The sequence below is a fragment of the Microbispora siamensis genome (assembly GCF_016863095.1).
Classification (GTDB): Bacteria; Actinomycetota; Actinomycetes; order Streptosporangiales; family Streptosporangiaceae; genus Microbispora; species Microbispora siamensis.
The window spans coordinates 70,737-87,948 of record NZ_BOOF01000013.1 but is presented as its reverse complement, the minus strand read 5'-3'; the positions used below and the strand labels follow the sequence as shown (position 1 = coordinate 87,948).

At 73.1% G+C, this 17,212-nt stretch carries 11 protein-coding genes; 7 read left to right on the top strand and 4 right to left on the bottom strand.

Annotated features, from left to right (window positions below):
• Positions 1-144: 144 nt before the first annotated feature.
• From Msi02_RS14090 to Msi02_RS14080, 3 genes are read left to right on the top strand one after another with little or no spacing between them, the layout of a single operon-like run.
• Positions 145-2,964 (top strand): glycoside hydrolase family 3 protein, encoded by a 2,820-nt coding sequence (locus Msi02_RS14090; protein ID WP_204048781.1) that lies wholly within the window; start codon positions 145-147, stop codon positions 2,962-2,964.
• The gene (locus Msi02_RS14085; protein WP_204048888.1) at positions 2,955-3,962 is read left to right on the top strand and encodes a LacI family DNA-binding transcriptional regulator; all 1,008 of its coding nucleotides are present in this window, start codon (positions 2,955-2,957) and stop codon (positions 3,960-3,962) included. Before Msi02_RS14090 ends, Msi02_RS14085 begins: the two co-directional genes overlap by 10 nt.
• Positions 3,959-5,242: a GH1 family beta-glucosidase gene (locus Msi02_RS14080; RefSeq protein WP_204048780.1), complete on the top strand. Its 1,284-nt coding sequence runs from the start codon at positions 3,959-3,961 to the stop codon at positions 5,240-5,242. The genes Msi02_RS14085 and Msi02_RS14080 overlap by 4 nt, the downstream gene beginning before the upstream one ends.
• A 12-nt stretch (positions 5,243-5,254) precedes the next feature.
• Here the strand turns inward: Msi02_RS14080 and Msi02_RS14075 are convergent, their stop codons facing one another.
• Positions 5,255-6,385, bottom strand: coding sequence for a low temperature requirement protein A (locus Msi02_RS14075; protein WP_204048779.1), 1,131 nt, complete (start codon positions 6,383-6,385; stop codon positions 5,255-5,257).
• 34 nt (positions 6,386-6,419) lie between these two features.
• Positions 6,420-7,430: an isopenicillin N synthase family dioxygenase gene (locus Msi02_RS14070; protein ID WP_204048778.1), complete on the bottom strand. Its 1,011-nt coding sequence runs from the start codon at positions 7,428-7,430 to the stop codon at positions 6,420-6,422.
• 192 nt (positions 7,431-7,622) lie between these two features.
• On the opposite strand from Msi02_RS14070, the gene Msi02_RS14065 reads away from it, so the two are divergent.
• Positions 7,623-9,005 (top strand): sensor histidine kinase, encoded by a 1,383-nt coding sequence (locus Msi02_RS14065; protein ID WP_239108397.1) that lies wholly within the window; start codon positions 7,623-7,625, stop codon positions 9,003-9,005.
• A gap of 82 nt (positions 9,006-9,087) precedes the next feature.
• Positions 9,088-10,026, top strand: a complete 939-nt coding sequence (locus Msi02_RS14060; RefSeq protein WP_204048777.1) for a DMT family transporter — start codon at positions 9,088-9,090, stop codon at positions 10,024-10,026.
• A 70-nt stretch (positions 10,027-10,096) separates the two neighbouring features.
• On the opposite strand, the gene Msi02_RS14055 is transcribed toward Msi02_RS14060, so the two are convergent.
• Positions 10,097-10,819 (bottom strand): DoxX family protein, encoded by a 723-nt coding sequence (locus Msi02_RS14055; RefSeq protein ID WP_204048776.1) that lies wholly within the window; start codon positions 10,817-10,819, stop codon positions 10,097-10,099.
• Positions 10,820-10,936: 117 nt separating this feature from the next.
• Positions 10,937-12,520, bottom strand: a complete 1,584-nt coding sequence (locus Msi02_RS14050) for an MFS transporter (protein WP_239108396.1) — start codon at positions 12,518-12,520, stop codon at positions 10,937-10,939.
• Between the two features lie 228 nt (positions 12,521-12,748).
• On the opposite strand from Msi02_RS14050, the gene Msi02_RS14045 reads away from it, so the two are divergent.
• Both Msi02_RS14045 and Msi02_RS14040 read left to right on the top strand, forming a co-directional pair.
• Entirely contained in the window at positions 12,749-14,665 is a 1,917-nt protein-coding gene (locus tag Msi02_RS14045; protein WP_239108395.1) for a CHAT domain-containing protein, read from the top strand.
• Between the two features lie 124 nt (positions 14,666-14,789).
• The gene (locus Msi02_RS14040; protein ID WP_204048774.1) at positions 14,790-17,138 is read left to right on the top strand and encodes an AAA family ATPase; all 2,349 of its coding nucleotides are present in this window, start codon (positions 14,790-14,792) and stop codon (positions 17,136-17,138) included.
• Positions 17,139-17,212 lie beyond the last annotated feature (74 nt).

The window sequence follows — 17,212 nt, the reverse complement described above, 5'->3', positions numbered from 1 at the left end:
CACACCGGAAACTTGCGGTAACCCTTTCGAAGCGCTTCGACAGCGGCGCTTCTCCAATCGAACATGCGGATCCTCGCGACGCCCTCATGGGCGCGTTTTTCGGCAGGTCATCGAAGCGCTTCGACGCGAAGGGTGAGTCTCCAGATGAACGAACCGGCTCAAGGCCCGGTATTCCGGAACCCCGCGCTGTCTCCCGCCGAACGGGTGGACGACCTGCTCGGCAGGCTCACACTCGACGAGAAGATCGGCCTGCTGCACCAGTACCAGGCGCCGGTGGAACGGCTCGGCCTGCGGGCCTTCCGCACCGGCACCGAGGCCCTGCACGGCCTGGCCTGGCACGGGCCCGCCACCGTGTTCCCCCAGGCCGTCGGGCTGGCCAGCACCTGGAACCCGGAGCTGGTCCGCCAGGTGGGGGAGGCGACGGGCGACGAGGTCATGGCCTTCCACCACAAGGACCCGCAGAGCGTGGGCCGCAACGTCTGGGCGCCGGTGGTCAACCCGCTGCGCGACCCGCGCTGGGGCCGCAATGAGGAGGGCTACTCCGAGGACCCCTGGCTGACCGGGGTGATGGGCACGGCCTACGCCCGCGGCCTGCGCGGCGGCCACGCCGTGATGAAGACGGCGCCCACGCTGAAGCACTTCCTCGGCTACAACAACGAGACCGACCGCTGCGTGACCTCCAGCGGCCTGCCGCCGCGGGTGCTGCACGAATACGAGCTCAAGGCGTTCCGCCCGGCCCTCGAGTCGGGGGCAGCGGTGGCCGTGATGCCGTCGTACAACCTCGTCAACGGCCGGCCGGCCCACCTGTCGCCGCTGATCGGCAGCCACCTGCGCGCGTGGGCGCCCGACGACATCCTCGTGGTCAGCGACGCGTACGCGCCGGGGAACCTCGCCGGGCTGCAGGGCTACCACAAGGACCTGCCCGAGGCGTACGCGCACGCGATCAAGGCCGGGCTGGACAGCTTCACCCAGGACGACGCCGACAGCACCACGACGCTGGGCCACGTCAGGACGGCGCTCGACCGCGGCCTGCTGACCGAGGCCGACATCGACGACGCCGCGCGGCACGCGCTGTCGATCCGGGTGCGGCTCGGCGAGTTCGACCCCGCCACGCCGTACGACGACATCACCCACGACGTCGTCAACAGCCCCGAGCACCAGCGGCTCGCGCGGGAGGCGGCCCGCCAGTCGATCACCCTGCTGAAGAACGACGGCCTGCTCCCGCTGGCCGCCCCGCGTACGGTCGCGGTGATCGGCCCGCTGGCCGACGCCTTGTTCGAGGACTGGTACAGCGGCACGCTGCCCTACCAGGTCACGGCCCTGGCGGGGCTCGCGGAGCGGTGCGAGACCCTCTACTGCGAGGGCGTCGACCGGGTGGCGCTGCGAACCGAGGGCGGGTACGTCGGCGCGTCCGCCGACCCCGCCGGCGGGCCGCTGTACGTGGGGACCGAGCGGTCCTGCTTCGACGTGTTCGACTGGGGCGGCGGCGCGTTCGCGTTCCGGTCCTGCGCCAACGGGCGGCACGTGTCGGCGGGCGAGGACGGCGTGCTGGCCAACGACCAGCCGGGGCCGAACGGCTGGGAGGTGCGCCAGACCTTCCGGATCGAGGAGCGGCCGAGGGGCGTCGTGCTGCGCAACATCTCCTCCGGCCGCTACGTCACGGTGGCCGACGGCGTCGTGCGCACGACCGACGACCCCGACGCCGCGTCGGTGCTGTCGGTCGAGTTGGTGGAGAGCGGCGCGGCCCGCGCGGCGGAGGCGGCGGCCCGCGCGGACGTCGCGATCGTGGTGCTCGGCGACCACCCGCTGGTGAACGGCCGCGAGACCGAGGACCGCGCGACGCTGGCGCTGCCCGAGCGGCAGGAGGCCATGCTGAAGGCCGTCCACGCGGCCAACCCGGCCACCGTGCTGGTGGTCTCCAGCGGCTACCCGTTCGCGGTGACCTGGGCGCAGGAGCACCTGCCCGCGATCGTGTGGTCGGCCCACGGCGGCCAGGAGTACGGCCACGCGCTCGCCGGCGTGCTGCTCGGCGACGACGACCCGGGTGGCCGTCTCACCCAGACGTGGTACCACTCGGCCGCCGAACTGCCCGACCTGCTCGACTACGACATCATCGCCTCCGACGCTACCTACCTCTACTACCGCGGCCGGCCGCTCTACCCGTTCGGGCACGGCCTCAGCTACACCCGCTTCGCGTACTCCGGCCTGGAGCTGTCGTCGGCCGACCTCGGCGAGGGCGACACGCTGACCGTCCGGGTCACCGTGACGAACGCGGGCGAGCGCGAGGGGGAGGAGGTCGTGCAGTTCTACACCCACCAGCGGCGCTCCCGGGTGAAGCAGCCGCTGCGCCAGTTGCGCGGCTTCGTCAAGGTGCGGCTCGCGCCGGGCGAGAGCCGTACGGTGTCGGTGGACGTGCCGGTCGGCGACCTGGCCTTCTGGGACGTGACGCGCGGCAGGTTCGTGGTCGAGGAGGCCGCGCACAAGGTGCAGGTGGGCGCCTCGTCGGGCGACATCCGCCTGTGCGCGTCGTTCCGGGTGCGGGGCGAGCGCATCCCGCCGCGCGATCTGACCTCGGGGCCACTGGACGCGGCCGACCACGACGAGTACGACGGTGTCGTGCTGTGTGACGCCGCCCTCGACTCCGGCGACGCGGTCCGCTCCACCGGGCCGGGGGCGTGGATCGCCTTCCGCGACTGTGATTTCGGCGGAGGGGATTTCCCCGACGGGGGCCTGTCGGCGTGCCTGCTCGCGGTGTCGAGCGACGAGGGAGGCGTGGTCACGCTGCGGCTCGACGATCCCCTGACCGGCGAGGTCGCCGGCGCGGTCAGCGTCCCGCCCACGGCGACCAGGCACGATTTCGTCGAGGTGAGCACTCCTCTGGCGGGAGCCGCCGGAGTGCGCGATCTTTATGTGGTGTACGAGAGCGAGGGGGTCACGGTGAACGCGCTGGGGTTCTGCCCGTGAGGACCGTGACGATCGCCGACGTCGCCAAGCACGCGGGGGTCGCCGTCTCCACGGTCTCGTACGTGCTGAGCGGTAAGCGGGCGATCTCGGCGACCACCCGGCAGCGGGTCCTGGACAGCGTGCGGGTCCTGGGTTACCACCCCAACGCCGGCGCCCGCGCCCTGGCGAGCAAGCGCGCGAAGGTCATCGCGCTGGTGCTGCCGCTGCGGGCCGGCATGAACCTGCCGGTCCTCATGCAGTTCGCGACCTCGGTCGTCACCACGGCCCGCCAGTACGACCACGACGTGCTGCTCATGACGGCCGACGAGGGGGCGGACGGGCTGCACCGGGTGGCGGCCAGCGCGCTGGTCGACGGGCTGCTGCTGATGGACGTGGAGATCCACGACCCCCGCGTGCCGCTGCTGCGCAAGCTCTCCGAGCCGAGCGTGCTGATCGGTTTCCCGGCCGACCCGGAAGGGCTGACCTGCGTCGACCTCGACTTCGCCCGCGCCGGGGCGCTGTGCGCCGACCACCTGGCCGATCTCGGGCATCGCGAGATCGCGCTGCTCGGCGCGCCGCGGGTGGTCTACGAGCGCGGCACGGGTTTCGCCGAGCGGACGATGGCGGGTTTCGTCGAGGCGGCCGCGCGCCACGGGCTCGAGGCCGACGCGCGGCCCTGCGAGGAGTCGTTCGACGAGGTCCACGCCGCCGTGAAGCTGCTGCTCGACGAGCGCCCGGGGCTGTCCGGGCTCGTCGTGCACAACGAGGCGGCCGCCGGCCATGTGCTGGGGGCGTTGCGGATCCTCGGCAGGCGGGTGCCCGAGGACGTCTCGGTGGTGGCGATCTGCCCGGACGACATCGCCGAGCGGGCCAGCCCCGCGCTGACCTCCGTGCTCATTCCCGCCGAGGACGTCGGCAGGCAGGCGGTCCGGCTGCTCATGGCCAAGCTGGAGGGCCAGGCCGTACCGGAGTCGACGCTCCTCGAACCCCGGCTGACGATTCGCGAAAGTTCACGATGACCTCATTTCCCGACGGCTTCCTTTGGGGCGCCGCGACCGCGTCGTACCAGATCGAGGGAGCGGTCCACGCCGACGGCCGCGTCCCCTCGATCTGGGACACCTTCTCCCACACGCCCGGCATGGTGGCCGACGGCCACACCGGCGACGTGGCCTGCGACCACTACCACCGCTATCTCGAAGACGTCGAGATCATGGCGTGGCTGGGGCTGAAGGCCTACCGGTTCTCGGTGGCCTGGCCGCGCCTGGCCGACCTGGGCTTCTACGACCGCCTCGTCGACGCCCTGCTGGCCAAGGGCATCACGCCCGTCGCGACCCTCTACCACTGGGACCTGCCGCAGACGCTGCAGGACACCGGCGGCTGGACCAACCGCGAGACGGCCTTCCGGTTCGCCGACTACGCCGCCGCCGTGCACCGGCGCCTCGGCGACCGCGTCGGCGTCTGGACGACGCTCAACGAGCCCTGGGTGTCGGCGTTCGTCGGGTACGGCTCGGGCCGGCACGCGCCCGGGGTGACCGACCCGGCCGCCGCGTTCACCGCCGCCCACCACCTGATGCTCGGGCACGGCCTGGCCGTGCAGGCGCTGCGGGCGGGTGGCGCGGAGTCCGTGTCGCTGACGCTGAACCTCACGCCGATCCTCGGCGACCCCGAGCCGGCCCGCCTGATCGACGGGCTGGCGAACCGGCTCTTCCTCGACCCCGTGCTGCGCGGCGAGTACCCCGCCGACATCCTCGCCCACCTGGAGCGTTTCACCAAGGTCAACCTGGACGACCTGCCGACGATCGCGCAGCCGATCGACGTGCTCGGCGTCAACTACTACACGGTCAACCGGGTCGTCGCCGACCCCTCGGCCGAGGGGCATCCGGAGTATCCCGGCAGCGAGGGCATCGCCTGGGAGGACCCGCACGGCGAGGTCACCGAGATGGACTGGGAGATCAACCCGGCCGGTCTCGAGGACCTGCTCGTACGGCTGGCGCGCGACTACCCCGGCATGCCTTTGATGATCACCGAGAACGGGGCGGCCGTTCCCGACGGGGTGTCCGACCCCGGCCGGATCTCCTACCTCGACGCCCACTTCCGCGCCGCCCGGTCGGCCATGGACCGGGGCGCCGACCTGCGCGGCTACTTCGTGTGGTCGCTGATGGACAACTTCGAGTGGGCCCGGGGCTACCACAAGCGGTTCGGGCTCGTCCGCGTCGACTACGACACGCTGGAGCGCACGCCGCGCGACAGCGCCCGCTGGTATCGCGAGGTGATCGCCAGGAACGGCCTGGCGGACTGAGGCGACCCGCCTCTACAGGACGTTCTCCAGGCAGATCATCGCGATCACCAGGACGACCAGCGCGCCGAGTTGGGCGACCGACGACCACAGGCCGATCGGCACGGTCGCCGCGGCCAGCAGCGCCGCGGCGACCCGTACGGCGGGCCGTCCCAGCCCCAGCACCCGGCGGAACCACAGGTCGCCGAGCAGGAACAGCGCGGTTCCCCCGGCCAGCGCGACGGCGGGGCCGGGGCCGAGGTGGTCGTGGCCGACCGCCTTCTTGATACCGGCCGCGGTCGCGACGACCCCGAGCAGGATCGGGATGTGGGCGTAGAAGTACGCGCCCAGGATGAGCCGCGTCCGCTGGACGACCTCGGCCCGCATCAGCGCGTGCTCGGGCCCGCTCTCGCCGCGTCCGAAGTACACCCACCATAGCGACGCGGTGAGGGCGAGGCCCAGCAGGGCCGCGACGATCAGCGCCGCCCCCGGGTGGCCGTCGGTCGCCCCGATGCCGATCGCCACGATCGACTCGCCCAGCACGATGATGACCAGCAGACCGTGCCGCTCGACGATGTGCGCCGGATGCAGGGGGAAGCCCTTCTGCCCGATGAAGATCGGGCTCATCCAGATCAGCACGAGGGCCGCCGTCCACAGCGCGTAGTTCCACGGCGGGCCGGCGAAGGCGGCGGCGAAGACGAGCGCGGTCGCGGCCAGGTTGAACGGCAGGACCCGCGCGATCGCGGCCGTCGCCTGCAGGTAGAGCCCGCCGTGGACGAGCACGATGACGAGGTAGCCGACGGCGAACGCCACGCCGCTGCCCGAGAAGGTGCGCGGGATGGCCAGGGCCATGATCAGGAATCCGGCCATGCCGCACAGGATCAGCACCCGCCGGGCCGCGCGCTCCGGCGGCACGGTGTTGGTGAGCCAGGCGTAGCCGGAGTACATCCACCAGAGCAGACCGAAGATCAGGACCGCCTGCACGGTGCCCTGGCCCGTGAACCCCTCCCCGCCCTGCCGGGTGAAATCGCCCACCAGCAGCGAGGTGAGCTGCGTGATCGTGAAGACGAAGACCAGGTCGAAGAAGAGCTCGATCGTGGAGACGCGTAGCTCGGCGTCCGGAGCGGTCGGTTCGACGCGCTCGGCGAACCAGCGGGGGAGAGGCATGGCGAATATTGTGCCGCTTGCAGTGCTTTCTTGATTACACGTTTTCAGGCGTGCCGGAGGCCGGCGGCAGCACCCGGTCGCCGAGCAGCGGGAACACCTTGGCGACCTTCGCGGTCAGATAGTCGCCGTACGTGCCGGTGAAGGCCCGCAGGTCCAGGCCGTCCCACCGGGCGCGGCCCCCCTCGCGGGCGGGCAGGGAGGGCAGCGGCGGCACCTCGCAGTCCCAGCCCGGGTCGAAGAAGAAGGGGAAGGACAGCCTGCCGCGGCCCGTGGCGTTGCGCACGCGGTGCGGGGTCGACCGGTACAGGCCGCCGGTCAGCTTGTCGAGCATGTCGCCGATGTTGCAGACCAGCGTGCCCGGGATGGGCGGCGCCTCGATCCAGCCGCGGGAGGTGTGCACCTGGAGGCCGGGATTGTCGTCCTGGAGCAGCAGCGTTAGCAGGCCGTAGTCGGTGTGCTCGCCCACCCCCCACTCGTCCGGATCGGCGTACGGCGGGGGCGGATAGTGGAAGATCCGGAACAGGATCGTGGGCGAGGCCGTGTAACCGGCGGCGAAGTAGTCCTCGTCGAGTCCCAAGCTCAGCGCCACGCCCCGCATGACCGCCTGCCCGACGTGGGTGAGGGCGTCCATGTACGCCAGCACGGCCTCGCGCAGTTCGGGCACCTCCTCGGGGAAGAGGTTGCGCCCGTGCAGCGGCCGGGGATCGTCGTGGCCCAGCTCCGCGCCGAAATAGACGCCCTCTTTGAGATCGGGCCGGCCGGAGGTGAGCTCACCGCCCACGGGGAAATACCCGCGCCAGGCCCGTCCGCCCCGGTCCATGGAGATGCGCGACTTGTGCTCCTGCGGCAACCGGAAGAAGCGCGCCGCGCCGTCCCTGAGCTGTGCGACCAGGGCCTCGGGCACCCCGTGACCGCTGATGTAGAAGAAACCGCTGTCCAGGCAGGCGGCCTCGATCCGGCGCGCGACCTCGGCGCGCTCCCGGTCGGTCCCGGGGCCGGTGAGGGCGGCGACGTCGATTACCGGCAGTGGTCCGGCGGCGTTCATACCCCATATCCCACCATCCGAGAGGGCCGTCCGGAAGGCTCCTTTACCTGCTTGCCGGTCGTGTTGCGCGTGTCGGTATTTCGGCCTTGCAGGACCATCCCGTCCAGTTTGTTCCGTTACCGGTTAATAACGCCCTGGAGAGTAGATTTCTTACGCACGCTCAGTAAGGCCACGTCGTAAGTGGGCGATCACGTGGGTTTCGGGGATCGTTGGTCGGTCAGGAGCCGCATCGCGCTGTTCACCGGCACGGTGGTCGCCCTGCTGTGCGCCGCGTTCTCGATCGTCCTGGTGTGGTCCCTGCACGTGGCGGCCCGGGAGAACCTCATGAGGGAGGTGACGGCGGCCGGCGGCCGGGTCGCCTACCTCGTGGACCGCGGGCAGGCGGGGAGCGTGCTGCCCCCCGACGGGCGGGACCGGCCCGTCCAGGTGGTGGACCCGCAGGGCAGGGTGCGTGCGGCGACGCCGGACATGGCCGGAAAGCCGGTCATGGCGACCTTCCGTCCCCGGGCGCCGCTCCGCAGGGCCACGCGCGAGGTCTGCGGCGGACCCTTCGGCGAGGGCCAGTGTGGCGTCGTGGTCGCGCAGCAGGTCTACAGCGACGGCGGAGACTGGACCGTCTACAGCGCCGCGCCGGTCCAGGGGTTCGACGCGCCGCCGGCCCTGGTGGCCGGTCTGGCCGCGGGATCGGTGCTCGTCACGGCCGCCGTCGCGTACGGCACCTGGCGGAGCGTGAAGCGGGCGCTCCTGCCGGTGCGGGCCATCCGGGCCGAGCTCGACGAGATCAACGCCTCGGACCTCGGGCGGCGAGTGCCGGTCCCCGAGGCCAAGGGGGAGATCCACGACCTCGCGCAGAGCGTCAACTACACGCTGGACCGGCTGGAGGAGACGCTCGAACAGCAACGGCGCTTCACCTCCGACGCGTCCCACGAACTGCGCAGCCCGATCACCGCGATCCGCGCGCAGGTGGAGGACGCGCTGCTCGCGCCGCAGGAGTCCGACCTCAGGGAGATCGGCCCGGCCGTGCTGAAGAGCCTCGAACGGCTCCAGGCGATCGCCTCCGACCTGCTGACGCTCGCCCGTCTCGACGTCGGCGCGCCCTGCGAGCGCGAGCGGCTGGACCTCGGCCGGCTCGTGGCCGCGGAACTGGACGCCCGCCGCCCGGTCAGGAGGGTCGTCTCGCACCTGGCCCCCGGCGTGGTCGTCCGGGGCGACCGCATCCGGCTGGGCCGCCTGGTCGCCAACCTGCTCGACAACGCCGAGAGGCACGCCGCCACCACCGTACGGCTGGAGGTGCGGCGCGAGGATCCGCCCGACGGCGATCCCCGGTTCCGTTCCGGCCTGGCCGTGCTCGAAGTGCTCGACGACGGCGCGGGGATCGCGCGTGACCAGCGCGAGCTCGTCTTCCAGCGGTTCACCCGGCTCGACACGGCCCGCAGCAGGAACGCCGGGGGCGCGGGCCTGGGCCTGCCCATCGCCCGGCAGATCGCCGAGAGTCACGGCGGCACCCTGACGATCAGCGACAGCCCGCGCGGTGCGCGCTTCCTCCTGCGCCTGCCGCTCTCCCGGGAGCCCTGACCTCCGCGGCCGAAAACCGCTCCCGCTAAGGTGCCACACCGCACTACGCTCCTTACCGGCACACAGCGGAGGGAATGCGCGTATGCGACGGTGGCTCCCGTCTTTCATCCTTTTGGCGCTCATCTGGGGAAACAGCTTCTTCTTCATCAAGGTGGCGCTCGGGAGCCTCCATCCGCTCCAGATCTCCTTCGGCCGGATGGCCGTCGGCGCGCTGACCCTGCTCGTCGCCGTGCTCGCGACCGGCCGCCGGCTGCCCCGCGACCCCCGCCTGTGGGGCCACTTCGCGGTCGCCTCGATCGTGCTGACCACGGTGCCTTTCACCCTCTTCGGGTACGGCGAGCAGCACGTCTCCTCGGTCCTCGCGGCGATCTGGAACGCCACGACACCGCTGTGCACGCTGCTGTTCGCGCTGCTGCTGCGCAGCGAGAAGGCGACGGCCGCCAGGGTGACCGGGCTCGGCCTCGGCTTCGCCGGGGTCATGGTGGTGCTGGGCGTGTGGCAGCCGATCTCCGGCGGCGAGGCCGTCGGCAGCCTGGCCTGCTTCGGCGCGGCCGCCTGCTACGGCGTCGGCGGGGCGTACATGGGCAGGTTCATCACCCCGCGCGGGGAGGAGCCCATCGTGCTGGCGGCCGCGCAACTGGTCGCCGGTACGGCCGAACTCGCGGTGATCACGCCGCTCGCCGGGGTGAGCCTGGTCGAGTTCGACGCCCCGCTCACGGTCTGGGGCAGCATCGTCGCGCTCGGCGCGTTCGGCACCGGCATCGCCTACCTGCTGCTGTACGGGATCCAGCGGCAGGTCGGGGTGACGGCCGGATCGGCCGTGACCTACCTGATCCCGGTGTTCGCCGCCGCCTCCGGCGTGGTCTTCCTCGGCGAGCACCTGACCTGGAACCAGCCCGCCGGAGCGCTGGTGGTGCTGCTGGGCATCGCCGTGATCCAGGGGATGATCCCCCGGCGCCGCGCCGGGCGTACCGCTCCGCCGGAGCCCGCCGTCCCCGCCGAGACCGACGCCGCGGCCTGACCCCGGCCCCCACGGCCTGACCCGCACAGCCTGGCTCGCACGGCCTGGCCCGCACGGCGCGGTCCCCGGCTCAGCGGGCCGGGGGCGCCTCGGCCCGGCTCTCCGTGGTCGTGTCGTCCTCCCGCCTCGTTCGCCGCTGCCGGGGCGCGGCCTTGCGTACCGTCGTCGTGGCCGGAGCCTCTTCGCCGGCCCGCTCCGGCGCAGTCCCGGCGGCGGTGGAGCCGTCGCCCGCGCCGCCCGCCGGGGGCGAGGTGGGCGAATCAGCAGAGGGAGCGGGCGTGGGCTGCCGCTCCCCGGGAGCGGGCCCGGACGGGGCGGGCCGTGGCGGGGATTCGCCCGCGCCCGGTTCGCCGGGCCGTGGCGGGCGCAGCGCCGCGATGACCGCGTCGGCCTCCGCGTCGGCCGCGAACTCCCCGGCCGCCTCGGCCTCGCGCCGTTTGATGACCACCATGTGGTCGACCGAGATCCGGCCCGCGCCGGTGACGGCCAGCAGCACGGAGGCGGCCCCGAGGGCCACGATCAGTTCGATGTCGCCCCCGGTGAGCGGCAGGCCGGTGTCCCCCGCCGTGACCACGAACACCGCGAGGGCCTCGGCGAACAGCAGCAGCCCGACGATCGGCACGGCGAGGCCCGCGATCAGCAGCGTGCCGCCCACCAGTTCGGTCAGCATGGTCACCGGCGCCCACACGTGGGGCAGCGGGGCCTGGAGCGCGGTGAACTGGTCGGCGGTGGCGTTGAGGCCGGCTTCGAGCTTCTGCCAGCCGTTGGCGAAGAAGATCCCGCCGACGCCCATGCGGGCGGCCAGCGAGGCTAAGTCGTGCAGGGTTCTCTTCACGGCTTCTCATCCTGGGTGGGGGGTGACTTGCCCGGACACTTCCCCGCCTGGGCCCTCGTCATGCGCCCGGCCGGCTCAGGTCCGTACGCCGTCGGACTCCTCGGCGTCGGCGTTCGCCGGGGTGGGCATGTGGCGGGGGAGCAGCAGGGCCACGGCCAGCGCGGTGAGCGCGAGCAGCACCACGCTGACGACGATGGTGGAGTGCAGGGCGGTGACGAAGGCCGCGCGGGCGGCGTCCAGCAGCGCGGCTCCGGTCGCGCCGGTCTCGTCGGCCACGTGCGCGGCCGCGGCCAGCGACTCGCGCGCCTGTGCCATGAGCCCGGCCGGGATCCCGGGGACGGCCGTGAGGGAGGGGGCGTACACGATCGTGGTGATCGTCCCGAGGACGGCGATGCCGAGGCCCGCCCCGAGCTCGTAGGCCGTCTCCTCGATCGCGGCGGCGCCGCCGGCCCGCGACTCCGGCACCGTGGCCATGATCGTGTCCGACGCCGCCAGCAGGGCGACCTCGACGCCGAAGCCGATCCCCACGAAGCAGACCGCCAGCATCACCGGATGCTGCTCGGTGCCCCAGGTCAGCACCGGGGTGAGGGACAGCGCGGTCAGGGCGAGGCCGCCGCCGACCGTCGCGCGCAGCCCGGCACGCCCCAGCACGTGCGCGGCGGCCAGGCCGCCCGCGATGGCCGCGACCATGAGCGGCAGCATCCGCACGGCGGCCTCAAGTGGCGACAGCCCCAGCACGAGCTGGAGATACTGCGCCAGCATCAGCTCCAGCCCGACCAGCGCGAAGATGGCCAGCAGCACGCAGCCCACGCCGGTCGCGAAGCCGCGCTGGGCGAACAGCCCGACGTCGAGCAGGGGGAACGGCAGCCGCCGCTGCCGCCGTACGAACCAGACGAGCAGCGCGACGCCGGCCAGGAGCACGGCGAGCGAGGGACCGCGCCCCAGGGTGTGCCCCGACCCCGCCTCCTTCAGCCCGAACGCGACGGCCAGGATGCCCAGGGTGGACAGCGCCGCGCTCAGCGCGTCCCACGGATGGTCGGCCCGGCGCGGCGACGACGGCAGGATCCGTACGGCGAGCGGCAACGCGACCAGCAGCAGCGGCACGTTGATGAGGAAGACCGCGCCCCACCACAGGTGCTCGACGAGGACCCCGCCGATCAGCGGCCCGACGGCCGCTCCCGCCGCGGCGACGGCGCTCCACACGCCGAGCGCGATCGCCCGCTCACGACGGTCGGTGAACACCTGCCGGATGATCGAGAGCGTCGCCGGCATGATCATCGCGCCGCCGACCCCGAGGAAGGCCCGCGAGACGATGAGCGCGAGCGGCGTCCCGGCGAACGCGGCCGACAGCGAGGCCAGGCCGAACACCACGTAGCCGCCGAGCACGAAGGGCCGTCTGCCGTACCTGTCGCCCAGCGTGCCGAACGTCACCAGCAGCGGCGCGACGACCAGCGAGTAGATGTCGATGATCCACAGGAGCTGCACGGACGACGGCTCCAGGGCCGCGGTGAGCGCCGGGACGGCGATGTGCAGCACGGTCGCGTCGACCGCGATCAGGAGCAGGCTGAAACACAGGAGCACGAGCACCGACCACCGGCTCGCCCGGTGCTCACGCAGGGCGCCCGCGGCGCGGACGGTGGCGGACTCGACCGAAACCATGATCATAGTCCGTTCAGTGCCCCTGCCCCAAAATCCCGGCCAGCTGGAACATGCGTGGCAGCTTAGGCCATGGGAAGCGGATCTCTCAGCCCTTCCGGTGATGTCGGGAACATATCGCCGGATCCGTATCACCCCAGGTGATCAAGCGGAGCAATCCGGCTCTCTAGAGAGCTATAGGTATATATCCCGCGTCTAGGCAAGCGGGCGACCGCAACGGATCATGCGGTCGTGGGGAGCGATATCGACGGATGTGCTGCGTCCCCGGTGCCGCCCCCGCTCGACCACGCCGACCCTCGCGCCTGGTGCGCCGTCGCGGTGGCCCGGCTGTCGCACGACCAGCCGGAGGCGGCGCTGGAAGCGGCGCGCCAGGCGATCGGCCGCGATCCGCAGGACGAATGGGGGCATCGCCTGGCCGGCGCGGCCCTGGAGCGTCTCGGCCGCGACACCGAGGCGGTCGCGGCGGCGCGGGAGGCCGTACGGCTCGCACCCGGCTCCTGGGCGGCGCGGCTGCGGCTCGCGAGCGCGCTGCGGCGGATTCCCGGACGGTGGCGGGAGGCGTGGGCGGAGGCCCGGCGTGCCGTCCGGTTCGCCCCCGACGAGCCCGATCCGCACGTGTTGTGCGGCGACCTCGCGCTGCTGCGCGGCGACCACGACGGGGCCGCCCGGGCGTACGGCGAGGCCCTCCGCAGGCGCGGGGACCACCCGGCGGCGTGGGTGAACCTCGGCCTCACGCTGCTGCGCTGGCAGCGTCCGCGCGACCACCACGACCCCGCCTGGGAGGCCGATCCGCGCGACACCGGCCGGGCGCGGCGCGCCCTGGAGACCTGGTCGCGGCAGGTGCGCGTGATCCTCGCGGTCGCGACGGCCGGGATCTGCGTGGCCGTCGTGCTGCCCGGCTCGGGACTTCTCCCCGGCACGCATCGCCTCCCCGGCATGCACGGGGAGGCGCGGATCGGCGGCGCACTGGTGCTCGCGGCCGTCCTCGTGGTCTGCGTCCGGCAGGCCACGCGCGTGGGCGCCTGGTCCTACGTGCCCGGCATGCTCCGGCGCGACCTGCGGCTCTGCCTGTCGGTCGCGCTCGGGCTGCTCACCCCGGCGGCGTACGTGGCCGGGCTGGCCACGCTGCCGGAGCCGAGGCCGGGTTCGCTGCAGGAGGTGGGCGAGGTCTGGGCGGGGGCGACCGGGCTCGTGCTCCTGAACCCCGTCGCGGCGCTCGCCGTCAGGCTCCTGGCCGAGACGTGGCGGGGACGCCCGGTCGCCGCGCTGAGGCGCTTCGCCGCCGCGCTGCCCGTATCGCCCGTGCCGTTCGTGTCACCCGTGCCACCCGGGCCGGGCGCCGCCGATCGGGGCCGGACCACGGCGGCCGACCGGGCGGCGACGCGCGACATCGCCGTCACGTTCTGGATCGTCGCGGCCCGCGCGTGGCAGGCGACCGCGGCGCTCATGCCGGTCCCCAACGCGGCCGGCGCGCCCCTCGCCGCCGTCGCGTGCCTGGCGGTCCCGGTGGGGCTGCTGCGGCTGCGGACGGCGGGCGTGCCCGGGCCGCCGCACGACCGGTGGCTCGCCGTGGCGCTCACCGCCCCGGCCGTCGCCGCCCTCTGCGCCGCCGCCGCGGGTGCGGCGGAGGCCCTCGGGGGGCCGTACCTCGCCGTCGTGGCCCTGTGGCGCTGTGCCTGGGGCGCGCTGGCGCTCGGGGCGGCGGCCTTCGCGGTTCGCGCCGCGCGGGCCTGGTGGCGCGGCGGGCCGGGCCCGTGGCGCGCCTCGCTCGTGCCGTCCGAGTCGCACGGCACCCGCATTCCCGGCGACCTGACCCCCTCGGCAGGGCTCAGCGAGGAGGTGCGGCACGCGGCGGCCTACTCCCGCAACGTGGTCCTCGCCTGCACCGGGGCGGACGGCCCGCGCGCACTCGCGGTGAGCGCGGTGACCTCGGTGACCCCGGCGGGCGAGTTCCGCCTCATCGCCGGCGACGAGGCGTGGGACGCGGTGCGGCGCGACCCGCGCGTGGTCCTCTTCGTGGGCGACCCGCGATTCTGGGCAGAGGTACGGGGCGTCGCCGTGCCGGACGACGACGTGCTGCGGGTCACGCCGCGGCAGGTCCTGATGCGCGAGTACCCCGGACGCCACCAGGCCCGCACCACCCGGTAGCCGCGAAGCGCGCGACTCGGGCGGCCGGCCCGTTCCGGCGACGTGCGTCGTCCACCGCGCCGCATGGGTCCACCCATTCCGTTCGCACGTGCGGTATAACCGGGGTCGAAGCGGGGAGGCGTCGATGCGGGACTCCGACAGGGCACGGGCGGCGAGCCTCTTAAGCCGGACTGCGGCACGTGATCTGTTCGAACAGGTGCGTTTCCGTTATTTCCAACTTCCGCCGTTCGCACGACGCGCGCTGTTCGTGGTGCTGCTCGTCGCCACCATGGGAGTGGCCGCGGCGCTCAACTGGTCGCTCGCGCCCACGTTCATCTACACGTTCCTGGCGCTGTGCTTCCTCGCGCTGGCGCTCAGCTATCCGCGCGCCGCCGCGACCGTGCTCGTGCTCGCCGGGTGGGGCCTGCTGCTGCCGCTGTTCATGGGCGTGTTCGGCGGGCAGTCGATCGTGCCCGGCCTGCTGATGCTGCTGGGCGCGCTGGCCGGCGGCGCGGCCCACCTGATCCGGTGGGTGCCGCCGTGGCTGACGACGCTGATGTCCCTCGCGCCCGCCGGGGTCGTCGCGCTGTCGCTGTCGCCGCTGTCGCCGTCCGCCGCCCTGTGGGGCGCGTACGGCGTGGCCGCCGCGGTGCTCCTCTACCGCCTGGTGCTGGCCCGCAGGGTGCGCGCGGAGGCGGAGCGGGAGGCGGCGGGCGCGGAGACCCAGGTGCAGGTGCGCGCCAGGGCGGGAGGTCACCAGGCCGCCGCGGCCGAGACCGGCGCTCCGCCGCCCATCACGGTCGAGCAGGCGCTCACGGAACTGGAGTCCATGATCGGCCTCGAACCGGTCAAGGAGCAGGTGCGCGCCATCGCCGCGTCGATCGAGGCGGCCCGGCTGCGCAGGGAAGCGGGCTACGCCAACGAGCGGCCGATGCGCCACTTCGTGTTCGTCGGCCCTCCCGGCACCGGCAAGACCAGCGTCGCCAGGTCGCTCGCCAAGATCTTCTACGCGTTCGGGCTGCTGGAGACGCCGTTCGTGGTCGAGGCGCAGCGGGCCGACCTCGTGGGGGAGTACCTGGGCGCCACGGCGATCAAGACCAACGAGCTGATCGACCGCGCGCTCGGCGGCGTCCTGTTCGTGGACGAGGCGTACGGCCTCATCAACTCGGGCGACGGCCAGCCCGACCGGTTCGGCGCGGAGGCCGTGCAGACGCTGCTCAAGCGGGCCGAGGACGACCGCGACCGGCTCATCGTCATCCTGGCCGGCTACGAGCGGGAGATGAACGACTTCCTGGCGTCCAACCCGGGGCTGTCGAGCCGCTTCGCCACCCGGGTGCGCTTCCCCAGCTACAGCCCGGCGGAACTGCTGGAGATCACCGAGGCGCTGCAGCAGCGCCGGGGGGACCGGCTCGCCCCCGAGGCCCGTCCCGTGCTGCGCCGGCTGTTCGAGGACGTGGAGCGCCGGGGGCTCGTCGACGACCTCGGCAACGCCCGCTTCGCCCGCAGCCTCGCCGAGGCCGCCGCGCAGGCCCGTGACGTGCGCGTGGTGAGCGCGGGCGGGGCGCCGCGCGGCGAGGATCTCGTCACCACCACCGCGGACGACGTGACCAAGGCGTTCAACGAGATCACCGCGCGATACCGCGGCTACCAGGTCACCCCGACCCTGGACGAGGCGCTCGCGGACCTCGACAGGATGGCCGGCCTCGAACCGGTCAAGCGGCAGGTCCACGCGATCGCCGCCCAGCTCAAGGTGGCCAGGATGCGCCAGGAGCAGGGCCTGCCGGTCCAGTCGCAGATGCGGCACTTCGTGTTCGTCGGCCCTCCGGGCACCGGCAAGACGACCGTCGCGCGGATCCTCGGCCGGATCTTCTCCGCGCTGGGCCTGCTGGCCCGGCCCGACGTGGTCGAGGCGTCGCGGGCCGACCTGGTCGGGCAGCACCTCGGCGCCACCGCGATCAAGACCAACGAGCTGGTCGACCGGGCGCTCGGCGGCGTGCTGTTCATCGACGAGGCCTACAGCCTGGTCAACACCGGCTACTCCGGGGGCGACGCCTTCGGGGCCGAGGCGGTGCAGACCCTGCTGAAGCGCGCCGAGGACGACCGCGACCGCGTGGTCATCATCCTGGCCGGCTACGAGCGCGAGATGGACGCGTTCCTGGCGACCAACCCCGGCCTGGCCTCCCGGTTCAACCAGCGCGTGTCGTTCCCCTCCTACCGGCCGTCGGAGCTGACCGAGATCGCGGAGCTGCTGGCCGCGGGGAGCGGGGACAGGTTCGACGCCTCGGCCGCGCGCGACCTCGCCGACGTCTTCGACTGGGTCTGCCGGGAGAGGCTCATCGACGGGCTGGGCAACGGCCGCTTCGCGCGCTCCCTGTACGAGCGGGCCGCGCTGCGGCGCGACGTCCGTCTCGCCGAGCAGGGATCGGCGAACGCCGCCGAGCTGACGACGATCACCAGCGAGGACGTCCGCAGCGCGGTAGACGAGTTGTCCTGATGTCGTAGGGAAACCCCCCGGACGCGTGTCCCGATGGCCGCATGCCGTCACTTCCTGCTACTAATCGACTGCGC